18 protein-coding genes are annotated in these 19,056 nt (G+C 70.1%); all 18 read left to right on the forward strand.

What is annotated here, in order from left to right:
• The coding region (gene folP, locus VHR41_17925) for a dihydropteroate synthase (GenBank protein ID HEX3236079.1) at positions 1–871 on the forward strand (871 nt) is incomplete at its 5' end.
• Positions 871–3,240, forward strand: coding sequence for a DUF2723 domain-containing protein (locus tag VHR41_17930; GenBank protein ID HEX3236080.1), 2,370 nt, complete (start codon positions 871–873; stop codon positions 3,238–3,240). The genes folP and VHR41_17930, both read left to right, overlap by 1 nt.
• Positions 3,241–3,284: 44 nt before the next feature.
• Positions 3,285–3,971, forward strand: coding sequence for a YggS family pyridoxal phosphate-dependent enzyme (locus tag VHR41_17935; GenBank protein ID HEX3236081.1), 687 nt, complete (start codon positions 3,285–3,287; stop codon positions 3,969–3,971).
• Positions 3,968–4,477, forward strand: a complete 510-nt coding sequence (locus VHR41_17940) for a DivIVA domain-containing protein (GenBank protein ID HEX3236082.1) — start codon at positions 3,968–3,970, stop codon at positions 4,475–4,477. The genes VHR41_17935 and VHR41_17940 overlap by 4 nt, the downstream gene beginning before the upstream one ends.
• Before the next feature lie 16 nt (positions 4,478–4,493).
• Positions 4,494–5,327 (forward strand): purine-nucleoside phosphorylase, encoded by an 834-nt coding sequence (locus VHR41_17945; GenBank protein ID HEX3236083.1) that lies wholly within the window; start codon positions 4,494–4,496, stop codon positions 5,325–5,327.
• Complete coding sequence (gene ileS, locus VHR41_17950; protein HEX3236084.1) at positions 5,327–8,518, forward strand: isoleucine--tRNA ligase; 3,192 nt, start codon at positions 5,327–5,329, stop codon at positions 8,516–8,518. Before VHR41_17945 ends, ileS begins: the two co-directional genes overlap by 1 nt.
• Positions 8,515–8,898, forward strand: a complete 384-nt coding sequence (locus VHR41_17955) for a TraR/DksA C4-type zinc finger protein (protein HEX3236085.1) — start codon at positions 8,515–8,517, stop codon at positions 8,896–8,898. Before ileS ends, VHR41_17955 begins: the two co-directional genes overlap by 4 nt.
• Positions 8,882–9,412: a signal peptidase II gene (gene lspA / locus VHR41_17960; protein ID HEX3236086.1), complete on the forward strand. Its 531-nt coding sequence runs from the start codon at positions 8,882–8,884 to the stop codon at positions 9,410–9,412. The genes VHR41_17955 and lspA overlap by 17 nt, the downstream gene beginning before the upstream one ends.
• Positions 9,413–9,425: 13 nt before the next feature.
• Complete coding sequence (locus tag VHR41_17965) at positions 9,426–10,409, forward strand: RluA family pseudouridine synthase (GenBank protein ID HEX3236087.1); 984 nt, start codon at positions 9,426–9,428, stop codon at positions 10,407–10,409.
• Positions 10,402–10,839, forward strand: coding sequence for a chemotaxis protein CheW (locus VHR41_17970; protein ID HEX3236088.1), 438 nt, complete (start codon positions 10,402–10,404; stop codon positions 10,837–10,839). Before VHR41_17965 ends, VHR41_17970 begins: the two co-directional genes overlap by 8 nt.
• Before the next feature lie 33 nt (positions 10,840–10,872).
• Positions 10,873–11,235 carry a response regulator gene (locus tag VHR41_17975; protein HEX3236089.1) on the forward strand — a complete coding sequence of 121 codons (363 nt, stop codon included), beginning with the start codon at positions 10,873–10,875 and terminating at the stop codon, positions 11,233–11,235.
• Positions 11,236–11,238: 3 nt separating this feature from the next.
• Positions 11,239–13,077, forward strand: coding sequence for a chemotaxis protein CheA (locus tag VHR41_17980; protein HEX3236090.1), 1,839 nt, complete (start codon positions 11,239–11,241; stop codon positions 13,075–13,077).
• Positions 13,078–13,089: 12 nt separating this feature from the next.
• Complete coding sequence (locus tag VHR41_17985) at positions 13,090–13,710, forward strand: chemotaxis protein CheC (protein HEX3236091.1); 621 nt, start codon at positions 13,090–13,092, stop codon at positions 13,708–13,710.
• A gap of 4 nt (positions 13,711–13,714) precedes the next feature.
• Positions 13,715–16,384: a tetratricopeptide repeat protein gene (locus VHR41_17990; protein HEX3236092.1), complete on the forward strand. Its 2,670-nt coding sequence runs from the start codon at positions 13,715–13,717 to the stop codon at positions 16,382–16,384.
• Positions 16,385–16,387: 3 nt separating this feature from the next.
• Positions 16,388–17,437 carry a DUF4388 domain-containing protein gene (locus VHR41_17995; GenBank protein HEX3236093.1) on the forward strand — a complete coding sequence of 350 codons (1,050 nt, stop codon included), beginning with the start codon at positions 16,388–16,390 and terminating at the stop codon, positions 17,435–17,437.
• Complete coding sequence (locus VHR41_18000) at positions 17,430–18,248, forward strand: tetratricopeptide repeat protein (GenBank protein ID HEX3236094.1); 819 nt, start codon at positions 17,430–17,432, stop codon at positions 18,246–18,248. The genes VHR41_17995 and VHR41_18000 overlap by 8 nt, the downstream gene beginning before the upstream one ends.
• Positions 18,245–18,592, forward strand: coding sequence for a roadblock/LC7 domain-containing protein (locus VHR41_18005; GenBank protein ID HEX3236095.1), 348 nt, complete (start codon positions 18,245–18,247; stop codon positions 18,590–18,592). The genes VHR41_18000 and VHR41_18005 overlap by 4 nt, the downstream gene beginning before the upstream one ends.
• Positions 18,592–19,053: a hypothetical protein gene (locus VHR41_18010; protein HEX3236096.1), complete on the forward strand. Its 462-nt coding sequence runs from the start codon at positions 18,592–18,594 to the stop codon at positions 19,051–19,053. Before VHR41_18005 ends, VHR41_18010 begins: the two co-directional genes overlap by 1 nt.
• The last annotated feature ends 3 nt before the right edge of the window (positions 19,054–19,056 follow it).

Consider the following 19,056-nt stretch of genomic DNA (forward strand, 5'->3'; position numbering starts at 1 on the left):
TCTCGGCATTCCAGCCGAGCCGGTGCCGACCTGGGACACGGCGCGCGGCCCGCTCGCGCTCGATCGGCCGGTCCTGGTCGGCATTCTCAATGTCACTCCCGACAGTTTCAGCGACGGCGGCCGTTATGCCGGCCGGGACGCGGCCCTGGCGCACGCGGAGGAGCTGCTCGCGTCAGGCGCCACGGTACTCGACGTGGGTGGAGAGTCCACCCGGCCGGGGCGGAGCGAATCGGTTCCGCAGGACGAGGAGCTCCGGCGGGTGGTGCCGGTGATCGAGGCGCTCGCCCGCAACGATCCCGGACTGGTGATCTCGGTCGACACGGTGAAGGCACCGGTGGCGCGCGCGGCGCTGGCGGCCGGGGCGGCCGTGGTGAACGACGTCTCCGCCTTCCGGCTGGATCCGGAGATGGCCGCAGTGGTCGCGGGCGCAGGTGCCGGCGCGATCCTGATGCACTCCCGCGGATCGGTCCTCGAGATCGCCTCCTACCAGCACGCCGACTACGCCGGCGACGTCGTCGGCCAGGTGATCGCCGAGCTCCGGGCCGCCATCGCCACGGCTGCCGAAGCCGGCGTCTCGCCGGGTGCAATCGTGCTGGATCCCGGCTTCGGGTTCTCCAAGACGGTGGAACAGAACGTTCTCCTGTTCGACCAGTTGGAGGCGCTCCAGGCGCTCGGCCGCCCGGTGCTGGTGGGGCCATCGCGCAAGCGCTTCCTCGGTAGCCTCGTCGGGCTGCCGCTGGAGGAGCGGGACCGCGCCACCGCGACCGCCTGCGCTCTCGCGTGGGAGCGGGGCGCGCGGCTCTTTCGGGTCCACGCCGTCGCCGCCGCGCGGGAGGCGCTCGCCCTGGCCGTGGCGATGGAAGGCCCGTAGTGCCGCCGGGCGGCGACGACTCCGGGCCGAACCGGGCCGCGCTCGTCTTCACCGCGCTGGTGCTCGCCGGTTATCTCCTGACGCTCGCTCCCACGGTCACCTTCTGGGACGCGGGCGAGTTCATCGCCGCCGCCAGGACCCTCGGCATCCCCCATCAGCCCGGCACCCCGATGTACGTGATGATTGCTCACGTGTGGGGGATGCTCGACCCACTGGGCGAGTACGCCGCGCGCATCAACCTGCTGAGCGCGCTGCTGAGCGCGGCGGGTGCCGGATGCCTCTTCCTGGTTCTCTACCAATCGCTGCGTGAATGGGCGGCTGACTTGCCCCCGTCTCGACGCTCCATGCTTCGCATCCTGGGTGCTGGATCGGGTGCGCTGCTGGGGGCGTTCAGCTTCACCAACTGGCAGAACTCCAACGAGACCGAGGTCTACGCGGTGGCCACCTGCAGCATCGCGGCCATGGTGTGGCTCGCGGTGGTGTGGCGCCGGCGGCGGGGAACTGCGGCAGCTCCTCGAGTGCTCCTGCTCATCATTTACCTGGCCGCACTCTCGATCGGCAATCACCTTCTCGCGCTGCTCGCAGGGCCTGCCCTCGTCGTCTTCCTGGCCGTCACGCTTCGCGATGCTCCCGCGGAAGATGCGGCGTCACGCCTGGCGGAGTCGGGCCAGGTGGCAATGCTGGCGGGCATGTGGGCGCTGCTGGTGGGCACCGGGCTCGGCAGCGTCAGCCTGGTGGTACTGGGGGCGGTCGCCGCGCTGGCAGCGTCCCTGTACGCGGCCCGGCGCGGGGCAGGGGTGTTCGCGCTGGCGAGCCTGGCCATCGCGCTGGTCGGCGTCACGCCTTACCTCTACCTCTATCTTCGCTCGGCCCAGCATCCGATCATCAATGAGGCGGCGCCCGCGACCTTCGACGCGCTCGTCGCCGTGGTCCGCCGGGCGCAGTATCCGCCGAGGACACCGCTGGACGATCCGACGGTCGTATCGGGAGTGCGCAATCCGGGCCGAACGCTGCTGCTGCTTGCCATTCAGCTGGGCGATTACCTGGTCTACTTCGATTGGCAGTGGGCGAGATCCCTCCGCGGCATGCTGGGGCCGCTGCCGTTGCGGACCCTGATCACGCTCGTCATGGCGTCCCTCGGGATCCGGGGTGCCCTGGTGCTGCGCCGGTCGGACCGGGCGGTCTGGTGGCTTCTGCTCGTGCTCTTTCTGGTCACCGGGCTCGGGCTCGTCCTCTACATGAACTTCCGGCCCGGATTCGGACGCTGGTACGACATCTACCCCCGACCCCAGGATCACGAGGTGCGCGAGCGCGACTACTTCTTCGTCGTGAGCTTCATCGTCTGGGGCCTCTGGGCCGGCGTGGGTGCGGCATCGCTCGCGCGCGCCGCCTGGGCCAAGTCCGGCCAGGTGCGGCGCCTCGCGCCGCTGCTGCTGTTGCTACCGGTTCTCCCGCTGGTCCTCAACTGGAAGGCCGCATCCCGCCGGCAGGGTGCCGACGCGCGCCTGGCGGCCGACTTCGCGTACGACCTGCTCAACAGCGCACCGCCGTACGGCATCCTCTTCACTTATGGCGATAACGACACCTTCCCGCTCTGGTGGGCGCAGGAGGTGGCCGGGATCCGCCAGGACGTGAGCGTGGTCTGTCTGGCGCTGGCGAACACCGACTGGTACATGCGACAGCTCCGGGACAGACCGGCCCGGCCGCTGGATCTCGAGCGCCTTCCCCCGGTATGGCGACCGCGGGTCTCGCCCCGTCCCGATTGGCCGTTGCATACGATGACTGATTCGCTGATCAGGGTCGCGGGGTCGGGCTATCTGGTACGCGGCACCCAGCGGGTGGCACTGGGGCCGGTCACCCGCACGCTGCGGGACGGCACCTTTCTCTATCCCAACGATCTCCTGACGCTGGAGGTGATCCGGCAGAATCTCGGGCGGCGCCCCATCGTCTGGGCCATGACCACCGGCCGCGAGTTCGCCGGGCTGAGTGACTACGTCATCCAGCGAGGCCTGGGCTTCGAGCTGCTCACCGCGCGGCCGGATACCACCTCGCCGGCACTCGACCTCCACCGCTTCGGCGGCGTCCCGCTCGACCTCCCCACCACGGAACGGCTGGTGTGGGACACCTATCGCTACGCTGGCTTGCTGGGGGGCAACCCAGATTCGTTGGAGACCAGCAGCGCCAGCGCCGCGGCCAGCCTGAGCCTTCCGTTCGCCCAACTGGTCTACGCCTATGCCTCCCGTGGCGAGCGGGAGCGGATGCTCCGCGCGGCCGATCGCGCCGGCCGCCTCTCACCCGACCCTGACGTTCGAGACGCGCTCCGGTCGGTGGCCGAGTCGGTGGCCGCCGTTCTCCGTGGGCCCAGGTAGTCTCCCCTGCAACATCGACCCAACCTGAAGTAAATTGGAAGGCTATGGACTTCCGGGACCTCCCCGATCACCTCGCCCAAGTCGGTGAGGCCGTGGCTCGGCACCAGTCCATCGGGGGATGGACCCATCCGGTCCGGATCGTGGCGGTGACCAAGACACATGGTCCGGAGGCCGTCCGCGCCGCCGTTGCCGCGGGGTTGACGGATATCGGGGAAAATCGGGTGCAGGAGGCCCTGGCAAAGCAGGCGCTCCTGGCCGATCTCCCCGTTGCATGGCACCTGATCGGCACTCTTCAGCGGAACAAGGCCCGGCAGGCGGTAGGGAGATTCGCCCTGATTCATTCCGTCGACCGTGGCGACCTGTCGGCCGAGCTGGACCGGCGCGCACCGTCCGGCATCCGGCAGCAGGTCCTGGTGCAGGTCAACTGCTCGGACGAGCCGCAGAAGGGCGGGGCGGAGCCCGGGGAGTTGCCAGGTCTGCTCCAGACACTCGCCGCGTTGGAGCATCTCGAGGTCCGGGGCCTGATGACCATGAGCGCGCTCACCGAGGATCGGGCCGAGCAGCGGCGCGCCTTCCGCCGGCTCCGCGAGCTGCGGGACCAGGCGGAGCAATCGGGTTTCCGGCTGCCCGAGCTGTCGATGGGCATGTCGGGCGATTTCCCCATCGCGGTGGAGGAGGGAGCCACCATGATCCGGCTGGGCACCGTGCTCTTCGGCGAGCGCGAGCCATGAGCGACGACGCGTTCCGGCTCACCCCGCTGGACGTCCGGACCCAACAGTTCGCTCGGCGCCTGCGCGGGTACGATCCCCCGCAGGTCGACGAGTTCATGCTCCGGATCTCGGAGGAGCTCGACCGGCTGCTCCGGGAGAACGGCCAGCACGAAGAGCGGCTCAGAAGCGCGCAGGAACAGCTCCGCGTCTACCGCGACCGCGAGCGCGCGATGAACGAGGCGCTGGTGGCGGCCCAGCAACTTCGGGCCGAGACGCGCGATCAGGCCGAGCGAGAGGCCGAGCAAGTCCTGCGGGACGCGCGGGCGGAAGCCGAGCGGGTCGTGGCGCGGGCGCGGCTGGACGAGCAGATGGTGCGGGAGCGGTCTGACAGTGCGGTGCGGCAGTTCACCGCTTACGTCGCGAGCTTCCGCGCCCTGCTGGAGCGGCATCTGGGCGAGGTCGACGGATTGGCACTGCCCGCCAGAATGGACCCGCCACAAGGTGAGAGGCACGAGGTGAGGGAATGACTGGAGGCGGCAGCACATGATCGCGGCGGCATCGCTCTTCGATCGGATTCAAGCGGCGGCGGCCGTCGTCCGCGGGCGGACCACGCTCGTCCCCGAGGTCGGAATCGTGCTCGGCACCGGGCTCGGCGGACTGGCGCGGGAGATCGCGGTCGAGCGCGAGGTGCCGTACGAGTCGATCCCGGGATTTCCGCTGTCGACCGTGGAGAGCCACGCCGGCCGGCTGCTGCTCGGCCGCCTCGGCGGGCGTGCGGTGGTGGCGATGCAGGGCAGGTTCCACCGGTACGAGGGGTACGACCTACAGCAGGTCACCTTCCCGATCCGGGTGATGCACGCGCTGGGCGCGCGGACCCTGATGGTATCGAACGCCTGCGGCGGGATGAACCCGCTCTGGGCCCCCGGAGACCTGGTGCTGCTCAGCGATCATATCAACCTGCTGGGCGACAATCCCCTGGTCGGCGAGAACGATGAGCGTCTGGGCGAGCGGTTCCCCGACATGTCGGCGCCCTACGATCCGGCCTTGCGCTCGCTGGCGCGGAAGCTCGCCCTCGAGCTCGGCATCACCCTGCGCGAGGGAGTCTACGTGGCGGTATCGGGACCCAATCTGGAGACCCGCGCCGAGTACCGGATGCTGCGCGCCATGGGGGCGGACGTCGTCGGCATGTCCACGGTTCCCGAAGTGATCGTGGCGCGGCACCAGGGCATGCGGACCTTGGGCATCTCGATCATCACCGACCAGTGCCTGCCCGACGCGCTGGAGCCGGCCGACATTGGCCGCATCATCGAGACCGCCGGCCGTGCCGAGCCGCAACTGACCCGATTGACCACGCACCTGGTGGAGCGCCTGTCCTGATGGCCTTTCCGTCCTGGCCCAAGCTGACCCCAGACAAGCTGGAGCAGGAGCAGCTCGCGCTGTGGAAGGCCGAAGGCCTGTTCCAGCGGACGCTGGAGGCCAACCGCGCCGGGCGTCCCTACGTCTTCTTCGAGGGGCCACCGACCGCCAACGGCCGGCCCGGCATCCATCACGTCTTTGCCCGGACCATCAAAGACCTGGTCTGCCGCTTCCACGCAATGCAGGGCGAATCGGTCACCCGCATCGCCGGGTGGGACACCCACGGTCTCCCGGTGGAGATCGAGGTCGAAAAGGAGCTCAAGCTCAGCGGAAAGAAGGATATCGAGCGGTTCGGCGTGGCCGAGTTCAACGCCCGCGCGCGGAAGAGCGTGTTCAAGTATCAGTCCGAGTGGGAGAACCTCTCCGACCGGATCGGCTATTGGCTGGACTACGAGCATCCCTATATCACCTGCAGCAACGACTACATCGAGACGGTGTGGTGGCTGCTGCACCGGCTGCACCAGCGGGAGCTGCTCTACCGGGGGCACCGGGTGCTGCCCTATTGCCCCCGCTGCGGCACGGTGCTCTCCAGCCATGAGCTGGCGCAGGGCTACGAGCAGGTTACCACCAACTCCATCTACGTCACCTTCCCGCTGGCCGATGACCCTGCCCGGCAGCTCCTCGTCTGGACCACCACGCCGTGGACCCTGCTCTCCAACGTCGCGGTGGCGGTGCACCCCGACCAGGAGTATGGCGAGTACCAGGTGGGTGACCGCCGGCTGATCCTGGCCACCGCGCGTGCCTCGCTGCCGAGTAGCTCGCAGAAGGGTGCGCCGAGCTTCGCCGACCTGGGCGCGCGCCGGACGTTCCCGGGCCGCGAGCTGGTCGGTCTCCGGTATTCCCGCCCGCTCGAGGTCGTGCCGCTTCCGGAGGACAAGGCCGCTCGGCTGATCGTCCCGGGCGACTTCGTCACCGCCGAGGACGGGTCGGGCCTGGTGCACCTGGCCCCGGCGTTCGGCGCGGACGACTACCAGGCCGGTGTGGAGCACGACCTGGCGCTGGCCCGGCCGGTGGCCGCCGACGGCACCTTCGTCGGAACCTCCTGGCCGGAAATCGAAGGGCGTCTGGTGACCGCGCGGGAAACCAACGATCTCATCATTCAGCGGCTCAAGCAGGAGGGTCGCTGGCATCTCACCCAGCCGTACGAGCATACCTACCCGCACTGCTGGCGCTGCGATAGTCCGCTGATCTACTACGCCCGGGACTCCTGGTTCATCCGCACCTCCGCGGTCAAGGACCGGATGCTGGAGATCAACCGGACGGTGGACTGGCATCCGCCCGAGGTTGGAGCCGGCCGGTTCGGCGAGTGGCTGGAGAACAACGTGGACTGGGCGCTCTCCCGCGATCGCTACTGGGGCACGCCGCTGCCGGTGTGGGTCTGCGATCGGGAGCCCAGTCACATCGAGGTGATCGGCAGCTACGCCGCGCTCGCCGAGCGATGGGGCAAGCCGCTGCCGGCGGCGTTCGACCCGCACAAGCCGGAGATCGACGGCTACGTCTGGACCTGCGACTGCGGCGGCAGCATGCGGCGGACACCGGAGGTGATCGACACCTGGTTCGACTCCGGCGCCATGCCGTACGCCCAGTGGCACTATCCGTTCGAGCACCAAGAGGAGTTCGCCGCCCACTTCCCGGCCGATTTCATCTGCGAAGGAGTCGATCAGACCCGCGGCTGGTTCTACTCGCTGCTGGCCATCGCGACGACGGCGTTCGACAGCCTGGCCTACCGGCACGTCATCGTCAACGAGCTGGTCCTCGACCCCGAGGGCCAGAAGATGTCCAAGAGCAAGGGCAATGTGGTCGACCCGTGGCAGGCGATCGCCGAGTTCGGCGCCGACACCATCCGGCTCTACCTGCTGGCTTCGAGCCAGGTCTGGCTCCCCAAGCGGTTCGACCGCCGCACCATTCCGGATGTCGCCGGGAAGTTCTTCAACGCCCTGGAGAACAGCTACGAGTTCCTCGCGCGCTACGCCGGGGAGTTGCGCCCGGGCGCCGCGCCTCCCCTGGCGGAGCGCCCGCTGGTGGACCGATGGCTGCTCAGCCGATTGGACAGCACCATCGAGGCGGTCACCGCAGCCTGGACCGAGTACGACGCGACCGCGGGCGTCCGCGCCGTGATGGATTTCGTGATCGAAGATCTCTCCAAATGGTACGTGCGAGTCAATCGGGGCCGCTTCTGGGCCGTCGACAGCGTGGCCGATCCGGCGGCGGTGGCCACGCTCCACGAGGCGCTCACGGCCGTAAGCCGCCTGCTCGCCCCGGCCGCCCCCTTCGTGAGCGATTGGATCCACCGTGCCCTGCAGGGAACTTCCGTCCACCTTGCCGGGTTTCCCGTTGCTGCCGGCAGACGGGACGAGGCGCTGGAAGCCGCGATGGACGCCGTCCGCCGGCTCGCCTCGCTGGCGCGTGCCGTGCGAAACGAGCGCCGCCTTCCGGTCCGGCAGCCGCTGGCCCGGATGCAGGTGGCAGTGCCGGCGGCGGTGCGCGGGCCAGGCTTCGACCGACTCCTGAGCCTGCTCCAGCTCGAGGTCAACGTGAGAGGGGTCGAGGTGGTCGCCTCGGACGGAGAGCTGGTGCGGCTCCGTCCCAAGCCCAACTTCCGTTCCCTGGGCAAGCGTTACGGCAAGCGGACGCCGGCTGTCGCGGCCGCGGCAGCCGGACTCGCGCCGGAGCAGCTCCGGGGACTGGAGCAGGGGGTCGCGGCCACACTGGAAGTGGACGGCGAGGCGGCCACCTATCTGCCCGAAGACGTCGTGGTGGAACGCGAGGTGGCCAGCGATTGGGTGGTGGCCAGCGAGGGCGCCTTCGTCGTGGCCCTCGATCCGCGGCTCACCTCCGAGCTCAGGCTGGAGGGCACGGCGCGGGAGGTGGTGAACCGGGTGCAGCGGCTTCGGAAGGAGGCCGGCTACGTGTTCACCGATCGGATCGCCTTGTGGATCGACGGGGATGATGGGGTGCTTGACGCGGTGCGCGCCCACGCCGAGTTCATTCGGGGCGAGACGCTCACCCGTCGGCTGGAGCTGGGGACGCGTGCCCCGGCGCCGGATCTGGAGCACCAGGTGGACATCGATGGTCGCGGTATGGTGCTCGGAGTGCAACGTCACGCGGACGGCCGGGGTGGCGCCGGCCCAGAACCCAGGGATCGGGAATGAACAAGAAACAGCTTACGCACCTGGAGAAGCGTCTCCTGGAAGAGCGGGCCCGCGTGATGAAGGAGCTCGGGTACTACGACGAGTCCTTCAACGCGACCCTGCAGTCTTCCGACGGTGATCTTTCGTCCTACTCGTTCCACATGGCGGACCAGGGCACCGACGCCATGGAACGGGAAAAGCAGTTCCTCTTCGCCTCGCAGGAGGGGCGATATCTCTGGCATGTGAACGAGGCGCTCCGCCGGCTCTACGGCACCCCGGACAAGTTCGGGCATTGCCATACCTGCGGCCAGGAGATCAACTTCGAGCGGCTCGACGCGCTTCCCCACGCGCGGCTCTGCATCACCTGCAAAGAGAAAGAGGAAGATGGCAAGCGTCGTTGACGCTCCCGATCTCGGCAGCGAGCGCCGGGTGTTCTGGGCCGCCGCCATCGCCACGGTGGGGCTGGACCTGATCACCAAGCTCATCGCCGAGGCGACCCTGCTCCGGACGCCCGGCGTGTCGGTCTTCGGGGACTGGTTTCAGCTTCGCCTGGTGTACAACCAGGGCGCCGCGTTCGGGCTGCACGTCGGCCCCTATTCGCGGTGGATCTTCTTTTCGGTCGCCCTGGTGGCCGTATTCGTGCTCGCGCGGATGTCGCGCAGCGGGCCGGCCGGCGACCGCTTCCGCCAACTCGCCCTCGGGCTGGTGGCCGGTGGGGCGGGGGGCAACCTGCTGGACCGGATCCGCAGCTCCCGCGGCGTGGTCGATTTCCTCGACGTCGGGATCGGCGCCCTTCGCTGGCCGACGTTCAACGTCGCCGACATCGCCGTGAGCTGCGGCGCGATCGCGCTGGCCATCTCCCTCTGGCGGGAGGACGCCCGCCGTCCCGAGACAGAGTCCGCTTCGGCTGCCTGAGCTGAGCTTCACGGTGGCCGTCCCGGCCACCGAGCGGTTGGACCGATTCCTGGCCGACCAGCTGGGACTCTCTCGAACCCAGGCGGCGCGCCTGGTTGCCGACCGCGCCGTCGAGGTCGACGGCAAGCCGGCCCGCGCCTCCCGGGTGCTGGTCCGGGGCGAGCGAGTCACCATCCACTTTCCCGAGCACGAGCCCCCCCGTACTCTCCAACCTGCGTCGATCCCCCTCACCGTCGTGTTCGAGGACGAGCATCTGGCGGTGATCGACAAGCCTGCCGGCCTGGTGGTACATCCGGCGCCGGGCCACTGGGACGACACCCTGGTGAACGCGCTGGTGGCCCGGGGCACTACGCTGTCCGGGGGCGCCGAAGGACGTCCCGGCATCGTGCACCGACTGGATCGCGACACCTCCGGCCTCATGGTGGTGGCCAAGACCGACCTGGCGCATCGCCGGCTGGGCGCCGCGATCGCGGCTCGGCGGGTCCGCCGGACCTACGCGGCCCTCGCGTGGGGGCATCTCGATGCCAGCCCCACGGTGATCGAGGCCCCGCTCGCCCGGCACCCGCAGGACCGGAAGCGAATGGCGGTTCTTCCGACGGGTCGGCTGGCGCGCACCGATGCGTCGGTCGTGGCCCGCTTCGGGGTGGCGGATCTCCTCCGCCTGGAGCTGCATTCCGGCCGGACCCATCAGATCCGGGTGCACCTGGCGCATCTGGGTCACCCCGTGGTCGGGGATCCGGTGTACGGCGGCGGTGGCAGCCGGCGGATCTCCGGTCCTCCGCGCCGGACTGCCGAGGCGCTCGAGCGGGCCACTCCCCGCCAGGCGCTACACGCGGCCGCTCTGGCATTCCGCCACCCCGCTACCTCCGAACCACTCGAATTCCGCTCGGAGTGGCCCTCGGATCTGCGGCCCGCCCTGGTTGCAGTGGGTGGCGAAGATCTGGTTGCCCGACCGGACCCCCTTGGCTATCTTGTTTTCTTCAATAGAGATGGCTGACTCCACTACGCTGCACGCCGTCGTTTTTCGGATCGGTGCGCTAATTTGCGCGGCTCCGGCAGGGATCGTGCGGGAGATCCTGCCGCGCCTCCCGGCCACCCGGATCCCGGGCGTCGCACAAGCGATCGAAGGACTGGTCAACGTCCGGGGCACCCTCCTCACCGTTCTCGACGGCCACGTCCTCCTCCAGCAGGCTCGGCGGGAGGAGGACGAAGGCGCGATTGTGGTCCTGGAGGTCGCGGGCAAGCGCTACGGACTCGGGGTGGGGCAGGTGCTCGACTTCCTCGAGGTGCCGGAGCGCTCGGTGTCCCCGCGCGCCGACCTCCCGGGAGTCGATCCCCGGCTGGTGCGCGCGGTCGGCCTGCAGGACGGCCGGCATTTCATTTTGCTCGACGTGGATGCGCTGTTCGCGCCGATCATCGGCAGCTAAGCACGACGACCCTGGAGTTGCACGGAGGAATCTGTGAGCCATACGGTGCTCGTCTGCGATGACGCCATCTTCATGCGCACGATGATCAGCGACATTCTGAGCCAGGCCGGGTTTGAGGTCGTCGGGGAGGCGGAGTCGGGCAGTCAGGCCGTCGCCAAGTACCGGCAGCTCAAGCCCGACCTGGTCACCATGGACATCGTGATGCCGGACATGGGCGGGATCGAGGCCGTGCGGGAGATCTGCAAGACGGACCCCGAGGCCAAGATCCTCATGTGCAGCGCTATGGGACAACAGGCGCTGGTGGTCGAGGCCATCCAGGCGGGCGCCAAGGATTTCGTGGTCAAGCCATTCCAACCTTCCCGCGTTCTCGAGGCGGTGCAGCGCGTCCTGGGCTGATCCGTGGACGTCTCGAAGTATGCCGCCCTGTTTCTGGACGAGAGCCGCGAGCATCTGAGCGGCTGCAACCAGCTGCTGCTCGAGTGGGAGCGGGAGCCGGCCGCGAGCGAGCCCGTCGGCGGGTTGTTCCGCTCGATCCACACGATCAAGGGAATGGCGGCGACGATGGGCTACGCCGGTGTGGCCCAGCTGGCCCACCGGATGGAGAATCTGCTCGACCTGCTCCGCCAGGCGAAGCTGCCCGCCGGACCCGGAATATTTCAGCTCCTGTTCCGCGCGGTGGATGCGCTCGGGCGGGCGGTGGAGGATGCGGCCGCGGGGAAGGACAGCTCGGCCGAGGAGCTCGAGGCCGAGCTTGACGCCGCGGCTGGAGGCGAGCCCTCGGCCGCGGTGTCGCTGGCCGCGCCGGCGCCGGCCGCCCGTCCGGTCCGGGTCGCGCTCCGGGCCGACGCCCTGATGCGGGGCGCCCGCGCCACCCTGGTGGTGCGGCGGGCCGAGGCGCTGGGCCGGGTCACCGCGGTTCGTCCTCCGCTGGCCCACTTCGACCGGGATGACTTCGACGGGCGGTTCTCCTTCCGTCTCCTGACGAGCGCCACCGAAACCGAGATCGCTGCGGCCCTGCGCACCGCCGGTGATGTCGATCAGGTGCGGTTCGACGAAGGACCGGCCGAAGCCGCGATGGTCACTCGGGCCCGCCAGATCCGAGTCGACCTGCGCCGGCTGGACGCGCTGATGAAGCAGGTCGGAGAGCTGGTGGTGGCGAAGAACCGGCTCGCCGTCTTCGCCAGCGCCAGCGGGGACGAGAGCCTGGTCGTTCTGGGTGACCGGATCTCCAAGCTGGTGTCCGGCATGCAGGCCGAGGTGATCGCCGCGCGGATGACTCCGGTGGGCGACGTGTTCGAACGCTTCCCCCGGCTGGTCCGCGATCTGGCCCGCGACCTGGGCAAGCGCATCCGGTTCGAGATGGAGGGCGAGGAGATCGAGCTCGACCGCTCCATCCTGGACGAGGTCGGTGATCCGCTGCTTCACCTGATCCGCAACGCTGCCGATCATGGAATCGAGCCGCCCGCCGAACGGGTCGCGGCCGGGAAGCCGCCCGAGGGCCGGATCCTGCTCTCGGCCAGCCGCGAGCGAAACAGCGTGGCGCTCAGGATCACCGACGACGGGCGGGGTGTCGATCGCGCTGCGATCGCCGCCAAGGCGCGAGACGAGGGCGTGGCCGGTGTCGTCTCGGCGGCCGATGGAGAGGGGCTCACCGACGACCTGCTGCTTCGGCTCCTCGCCCGGCCCGGCTTCAGCACCGCGCAGACCGTGAGCGGCGTGTCCGGCCGGGGCGTCGGCGTCGATGTCGCCATGACCCGGGTGCGCGCGCTGGGCGGGACCCTCGAGGTGAAGACCGAGGTCGGGCGCGGGACCACCTTCGTCATCCGGGTGCCGCTCACGCTGGCCATCGTCCGCGCGCTCCTGGCCGACGCCGCGGGCGAGCGGTACGCCGTTCCGCTCGCCTATGTAGCCGAGACGGTGGAGTTCGATCCGCGATCGGTCACCGCGGTGCGGAATCGCGAGGCGCTGGTGGTGCGGGAGCAGGTGATCCCGACGGTCCATCTCAGCCAGCTGGTGCGGCCCGGCGCCGATCGCGCCTCGTCCCCCCGGCGACCGACCCTGATCCTCGAGGTGGGCGAGCGCCGCACCGCGCTGGTGGTGGACCGGCTGCTGGGACAGCAGGACATCGTGGTCGAGCCGTTCGACGCCCCCCGTGGGATGCCGCCGTTCGTCGGTGGCGCGACCATCCTGGCCGACGGCGCCCCGGCGCTGATCCTCGACGCCGCAGCGCTGCTGTAGGAAGGGGAGAGCATGGAAGACGTGCGGGACCTCAAAGCACTGCAGCTCGACGCCCTCCGCGAGGTGGCCAACATCGGCGGTGGGCATGCTGCCACCGCGCTATCCCAGATGACCAACCGCACGATCATGATCGCCGTGCCGGAGGTCAATGTGCGGGCGCTGGAGGAGGTGGCCGATCTGGTCGGGCGACCCGACGAGGTCATCGCGGCCGTGCTGATGCACATGATGGGCGACCTCACCGGCCGGACCCTGGTGCTTTTCCCCGAAGGATCGGCCCGAACTCTCTGTGATATACTGATGCGGAGACCGCCCGGGACCACCCGGGAGTTCGGCGCGATGGAACAGTCGGGGCTCAAGGAGGCGGGCAACATCCTCGCCAGCGCCTACCTCAACGCGCTGAGCGATTTTATGGGCATGATGCTGGTGCCCTCGGTGCCCAGCCTGGTGGTCGACCTGAGCGCGGCGGTGCTCACCACCACCTACCTCAACTTCGGCCACGACCGGGATTTCGTCTTCTGCGTGGAGACCTCCTTCCAGGTCGCCGGGGCGATCGAGCCCCTGCGCGGTCATTTCCTGCTCCTGCCCGACATGCCGTCCCTCCGGGCGATCTTCGACGCCATCCGACTGCCCTGATCCGATGCCCGGCCCCGTGCTGTCGGAGCGCGATCTCGCCGTTCTGCGCTCCTTTGCCCGCCGGATCGATCCCTCCGATGCCGGGGCCCACAATAACCTGGGCGTCCTGTACTACCAGAAGGGATTGATCGAGGAGGCGATCGCCGAATTTGTCAGGGCGCTGGAGCTGGACTCCCGGATGCAGGTGGCCCAGGCGAACCTCGACATCGCCTACCGGGACAGCGGTCACTACGATCGCCGGATCACCGCCCTGCTGGAGCGGGTTGGCCAGCAGCCCGAAGACCGGGACGCGCGATGGGAGTTGGGCCGCGCCTTTGCCGCGCTGGGCCGCCACCCGGAAGCCATCGCCCAGTTCGAGGCGCTCCTCACCTGGCACCGGCACGACGTCCCCGCCATGCTCCAGCTCGGTCTGGCCGAGAAGGCTCGCGGCAACCTCGACGCGGCGAGCGAATGGCTGAGCCGCGCGTGCCGGGAAGACCCCGGCAGCGCGGTCGCTCACTTCTACGCCGGCGAGGTGTTCTACAATCGCGGGCTCAACGAGCCGGCGCTCGCCGCCTTGCGCGAGGCCATCGAGCGGAGCCCCGAATACGCCGAAGCGCATTATCTGCTCGCCTTCGTCTACGGTGATATGGGCCAGCACGAGGCGGCCCGCGAAGCCACCCGGCAGGCCATCAAACTCAACCCGACACTGGCGCGGGCTCAGGCCAACCTCGCCCTCGAGCGATACGGCGGGGAGCGCGAGAAGACCCACGCGCGACCGCAGATCGTCGAGGGCCGCGCGCTGGCCCACTGCAACCTCGGGCTTGCCCTCCGACAGAAGGGGTATCACGAGGAGGCGATGCGCGAGTACCACCTCGCGCTGGAGGCCGGCGAGGACCCGCGGCTCTGCCGCCAGGCGCTGGCCGAGCTCCACATCCTGCGCCGGGACCTGGTCGCGGCCCTGGCCCTCTACGAGGAGCTGGTCCGCGACTACCCCGATTCTCCCAAAGTGTGGAACGAGCGCGGGGTCTGCCTCCATCAGTCGGGCCGCCGGGAAGAGGCCGTCGCTTCGTACGAGCAGGCGGTCGCGATCGATGGCAGCTATCAGCTGGCCTGGAACAATCTCGGCGTGGTGCGCGCCCACGAGTCGGGCAGCGACGGGGCCATCATTGCCTTCGGGCGGGCGCTCGCGGGCGAGCGCCCGTTGCTGGCGGCCCGGCTCAATCTCGGGCTCCTGCTGTTCCAGCGGCGCCAGCTCAAGTCGGCGCTGGAGGAGTACCAGCGGGCGCTGGCCGAGCAGAGTGGCAGCGCCGTGGCGTGGAACGGCGTCGGCCTGGTGCTGATGGAGCTTCGCCGGTTCGAGGATGCCCGGAATGCCTTTGGCCGCGCGGTCGACGCCGACCCGGCGTTTGCCGGCGCGCACTATAACCTGAGCTTCGTGCTGAGCCAGCTGGGCGACTTCGATGGCGCGCTGCGGGAGACCCGGCGCGCGCTCGAGCTGGAGCCGCTCTACGTCCCCCAGAAATTTTCCCTCACCATCGATCTGCAGTACGAGGACCCGACCATCGCCATCGCGCCCGAGCTCGCGGCGGACGTGGGAGGGGAGGAGCTGGCGGGAGAGTTCGCCTTCGAGCCGCCGGCGCTCGACCAGCTCTTCGCCGAGCTCGCGCCGGCCACGTCCGCCGTGGGCAACGGGCACGCCGGCGACGCTCTGGCGCTGGCGCGCGACTACATCGGCAAAGGGCTGCTCGATCTCGCCTCGGCCGAGCTGAGCCGGGCCTCCGCACGGGGGGCGCCGATCGGTCCCACGGCGGTGCTTCTGGGTGACATCTTCGCCAAGCGGGGACTCTACGGCGAGGCGCTCGAGCGCTACCGCGCCGCCCGAGCCGCGAACCCCGACGACCCCGACGCCACCCTGGGTGAGATCAGGGCGCTGCTCGCCCTCGGCTGGCCGGGAGACGCGGTGGAGCTGGCCGATGCCCTGGCGACGCGCGTGCGGGGCGACGTCGAGGTGCTGGTGGCCCGGGCCCGCGTGCGCCTCGCGGTGGGCGACGCGCTCGGCGCCCTCGACTGCATCCGCGAGGCCCAGACCACGGCGCCGGGGCGGTCCGATCTCTTCCACCTGCAGGCGCAAGTGTCCGCCCTCCTGGGCGACCGGCCGGCCGCGCTCGCGGCATTCAACGCGGCGCTGCAGCTCGATCCCACGCTGGTGGGCGTCTGGTACGAGCTCGGTGGACTGGAGGAGGAGCGGGGCAACGTCGCCTCGGCTCGCGCCGCCTACGAGCGCGCGCTGGACCTGCTGCCGACCTACGGGGCCGCGGCCCGCGCGCTGGCGGATCTCCTCCGTCGGACCGAGTCCGCCCGCGCCGCCGTGGCCGTGCTGGTCGGTCTGCTCGAGGCGGATCCGTACGAGCTGGAGGCGCTGACGGCGTTGGGACGCGCCCTCCTGGAGGACGGCCGGACCACGCAGGCGCTGGAGGCGTTCGAGCGGGTGCTGCGGTTCGATCCGGAGCACGCCGCCGCGCTCTACAACCAGGGAGCCGCGCTCGCCCGGCAACGACAGTTCGAGCTGGCCGTGCAGGCCTGGGAGCGGGTAGTCCAGATCGATCCGGCCGGCCCCTATGCGTCACAGGCCCGGAGCCGGGCGCGTTCGGCCCGCGATCTCCAGCACATCTTCGCTGCCTCGGCGGGGTGACCGGTGGCGCTCGAGGGTCCACTCAAAGAGCTGCACATCCAGGACGTCTTCCAGCTGCTCGACCTGGGTCGGAAGAGCGGCGTGCTGCGGGTCACCTCCGACCTGCGCCAGACGGCGGGTACCGTCTGCTTCGACCGGGGCGGGGTGGTGGCGGCGGCCGTGGGCAGCGATGCGCAGCCGATCGGCGCCCGGCTGGTGCGCTCGGGCAAGATCACCGCCGCCGATCTGGACCGCGCGCGCGCCGCGCAGAACGCGGGCGACGGCCGACGTCTGGGGGACATCCTGGTCCAGCTGGCCGTCATCTCCCGGCGGGAGCTCGACCGCCAGCTGAAGGCGCAGATCGAGGAGGCCGTTTTCGACCTCCTGCGCTGGTCGGAGGGCTACTTCGTCTTCGAGGAGGGGAGCCCTTGCCACGCCGCGGTCGAAGCCCCGGTACGGTTTCCCACCGAGGCGCTGCTGATGGAAGCCGCGCGGCGGATCGACGAGTGGTCGCGGATCGGGTCCAAGGTGTCGCACCTGCGATTGGTCCCCCGGCTGCCGCCGCCGGAGCAGCAGGGGAGCGAGCTGCTCGATCTGGTCCCCTTCGAGTGGGAGGTGCTCGCCGCCGTCGATGGCCAGCGGGACCTGCACTCGCTGGCCGAGGTCCTGGGGCGCTCGGAGTTCGAGATCGCTCGCACCGTGTACGGACTCACCAACGCCGGCGTAGTGGTGCTGGACGATCCCGCGCGCCCCGGCGAGGAGCCGGAGCCCGGCCGCGATCTCGCCGCCCTGCTGGTGCCTGCGCGCGAGGCGCTGGGACAGGGGGAGTACGACCTGGCGGCAGGGGCACTGGAAGAATTGCTGGAGCACGATCCCGAAATGCCGGAGGCCCGTCGGCTGCTCGGTCTCTGCTATGCCGCCAAAGGTCACTTCCCCGAGGCGCTGACCTGCTGGGCCCAGTGGACTCACCTCGCCAGCCGCACGCCGGGCGAGGAGTCGGAGGCGTCCGCGGTGGAGCGTCTGCGTCAAGGCGTGGACCATCTCATGAAGGAGCTGGCGCGCTACCGTGAGTGACGACATCAGGAGTCTGACCGATCGCCTGGCCGCCGAGCCGTCCAGCCTCGCCTTCCTCGAGCTGGGCGAAGCCTTGCGGCGTCGGGGACAGCTGGAGGCCGCGTACAAGGTGGCGCGCGGTGGAGCGAGCCGGTATCCGGGTCTGGCGGATGCGCACGACCTGATGGCGCGGATCCTGAGCGATCAGGCGGACCTGGCCGGCGCGTTCGACGCCTGGTCCTCCGCGCTGCAGCTCGATCCGATGCGGGTCTCGGCGCTCAAGGGGATCGCGTTTCTCTATTTTCGCGCGGGGGACACGGTGGCCGCGGTGGATCACCTGCAGCGCGCCGCCGAGGTCGATCCGGACGATCCGTCGATCATCCAGGCCCTCGATCGGGTGCGCCGGGACGTGACCAGCGCCGGTCCACCCGCCCCGGTCGACACTCCGTCGCCGACCCCGCCTGCGCCGCCGACAGCGATGGCGTTCGAGGGCGTCGACGGCGGGGAGCAGGGCCAGCTGCTGGTGGACGGGAACGGACTCCGCCTCGCCGGCAAGCTCGCGCTGTCGGATGGGAGCGATGCCAGCGACCAGGTCGCGGCTCGGCTCGCCGGAGCCTCCCGGGAAGCGGCGCGGGCGACTCGCTTGCTCGGGCTCGGCGGATGGCACTCGATCGCGCTGGAATGTCCCGATGGCCACATCGTGCTCTCCTCGCCCACGGTGGACACGGTGCTGCTCACCGTACGCGATCGATCGCTGCCGATGGCGCGGGTCGGACTGCTCGCCGAACGGGCGGCCCGGAGCGCGCGAACCTGGCTGGAGCGCCTGGGATGAGCCCGACCGACGCGGCACTCGATCGTGTGACCCGGGTCCCGGGTGTCCGGGGGGCGCTGCTCGTGGCCGGCAGCGATGGCCTGGTCGTGGCCGAGCAGCTCATGGATGGAGTGGACGGCCGGGCGGCCGCGGCGCTCACGGCCAGCCTGGTCGGCCGCCTGTCGCGCGCGGCGGAGTGCGCCGGCATGCAGCCGCCCGCGTTCGTGCACCTCAAGGGCGAGGCGGGCTCGGTGCTCGCGGCGCCGGCCGCCGCGGACCTGGTGCTGGTAGCGGTGGTGGGCCCCGACGCCAACGTCGGACTGGCGCGGCTGGAGATGCTCGACGCGGTGGGCCGGCTGGACTGATGCGCGCCCTCGAGCCCTGGGTAGTGGATCCGCTGCAGAGCTTCCTGACGGAATCGTCGGCCCGGCTCACCCTGCTGATGACCACCTCTGGACAGGTGGTGGCACAGCATGGCTTCAGCCGCTCGCTCGACGTGATGACGGCCGCCGCGCTGGGCGCCGGCATCGTGGCCTCGACCGAGGAGCTCGCCCGGCTGATGGGGGCGTCGCGGTTCGGTGCCCTGGTGCATCACGGGGTGCGGCAGAGCTGTCTGCTCTCCGCCTTCGCGACGCCGCGGGGGCGCTGGATCGGACTGGTAGTGTTCGGGCCGGAGACCTCGGTCGGTATCGTGCAGCTCTTCTTCGATCAGATGGTGCAGCAGCTGATGACCGCGGCACCCCGCGAGCAGGCCCACGCGGCGACGCTGGCGGAGAATTTCGAATCCGAGCTCAACGCGAGCCTCAAAGCGCTCTTCGGACGGTAACGA

The sequence above is a fragment of the Gemmatimonadales bacterium genome (assembly GCA_036265815.1).
Classification (GTDB): Bacteria; Gemmatimonadota; Gemmatimonadetes; order Gemmatimonadales; family GWC2-71-9; genus CAVVWJ01.

Excerpts from the sequence above, each read along its gene's own strand:
- VHR41_17935 (HEX3236081.1), top strand. The coding sequence starts at position 3,285 with ATGGACTTCCGGGACCTCCCCGATCACCTCGCCCAAGTCGGTGAGGCC.
- VHR41_17940 (HEX3236082.1), top strand. The coding sequence starts at position 3,968 with ATGAGCGACGACGCGTTCCGGCTCACCCCGCTGGACGTCCGGACCCAA.
- VHR41_17945 (HEX3236083.1), top strand. The coding sequence starts at position 4,494 with ATGATCGCGGCGGCATCGCTCTTCGATCGGATTCAAGCGGCGGCGGCC.
- ileS (HEX3236084.1), top strand. The coding sequence starts at position 5,327 with ATGGCCTTTCCGTCCTGGCCCAAGCTGACCCCAGACAAGCTGGAGCAG.
- VHR41_17955 (HEX3236085.1), top strand. The coding sequence starts at position 8,515 with ATGAACAAGAAACAGCTTACGCACCTGGAGAAGCGTCTCCTGGAAGAG.
- lspA (HEX3236086.1), top strand. The coding sequence starts at position 8,882 with ATGGCAAGCGTCGTTGACGCTCCCGATCTCGGCAGCGAGCGCCGGGTG.
- VHR41_17970 (HEX3236088.1), top strand. The coding sequence starts at position 10,402 with ATGGCTGACTCCACTACGCTGCACGCCGTCGTTTTTCGGATCGGTGCG.
- VHR41_17985 (HEX3236091.1), top strand. The coding sequence starts at position 13,090 with ATGGAAGACGTGCGGGACCTCAAAGCACTGCAGCTCGACGCCCTCCGC.
- VHR41_17990 (HEX3236092.1), top strand. The coding sequence starts at position 13,715 with ATGCCCGGCCCCGTGCTGTCGGAGCGCGATCTCGCCGTTCTGCGCTCC.
- VHR41_18005 (HEX3236095.1), top strand. The coding sequence starts at position 18,245 with ATGAGCCCGACCGACGCGGCACTCGATCGTGTGACCCGGGTCCCGGGT.
- VHR41_18010 (HEX3236096.1), top strand. The coding sequence starts at position 18,592 with ATGCGCGCCCTCGAGCCCTGGGTAGTGGATCCGCTGCAGAGCTTCCTG.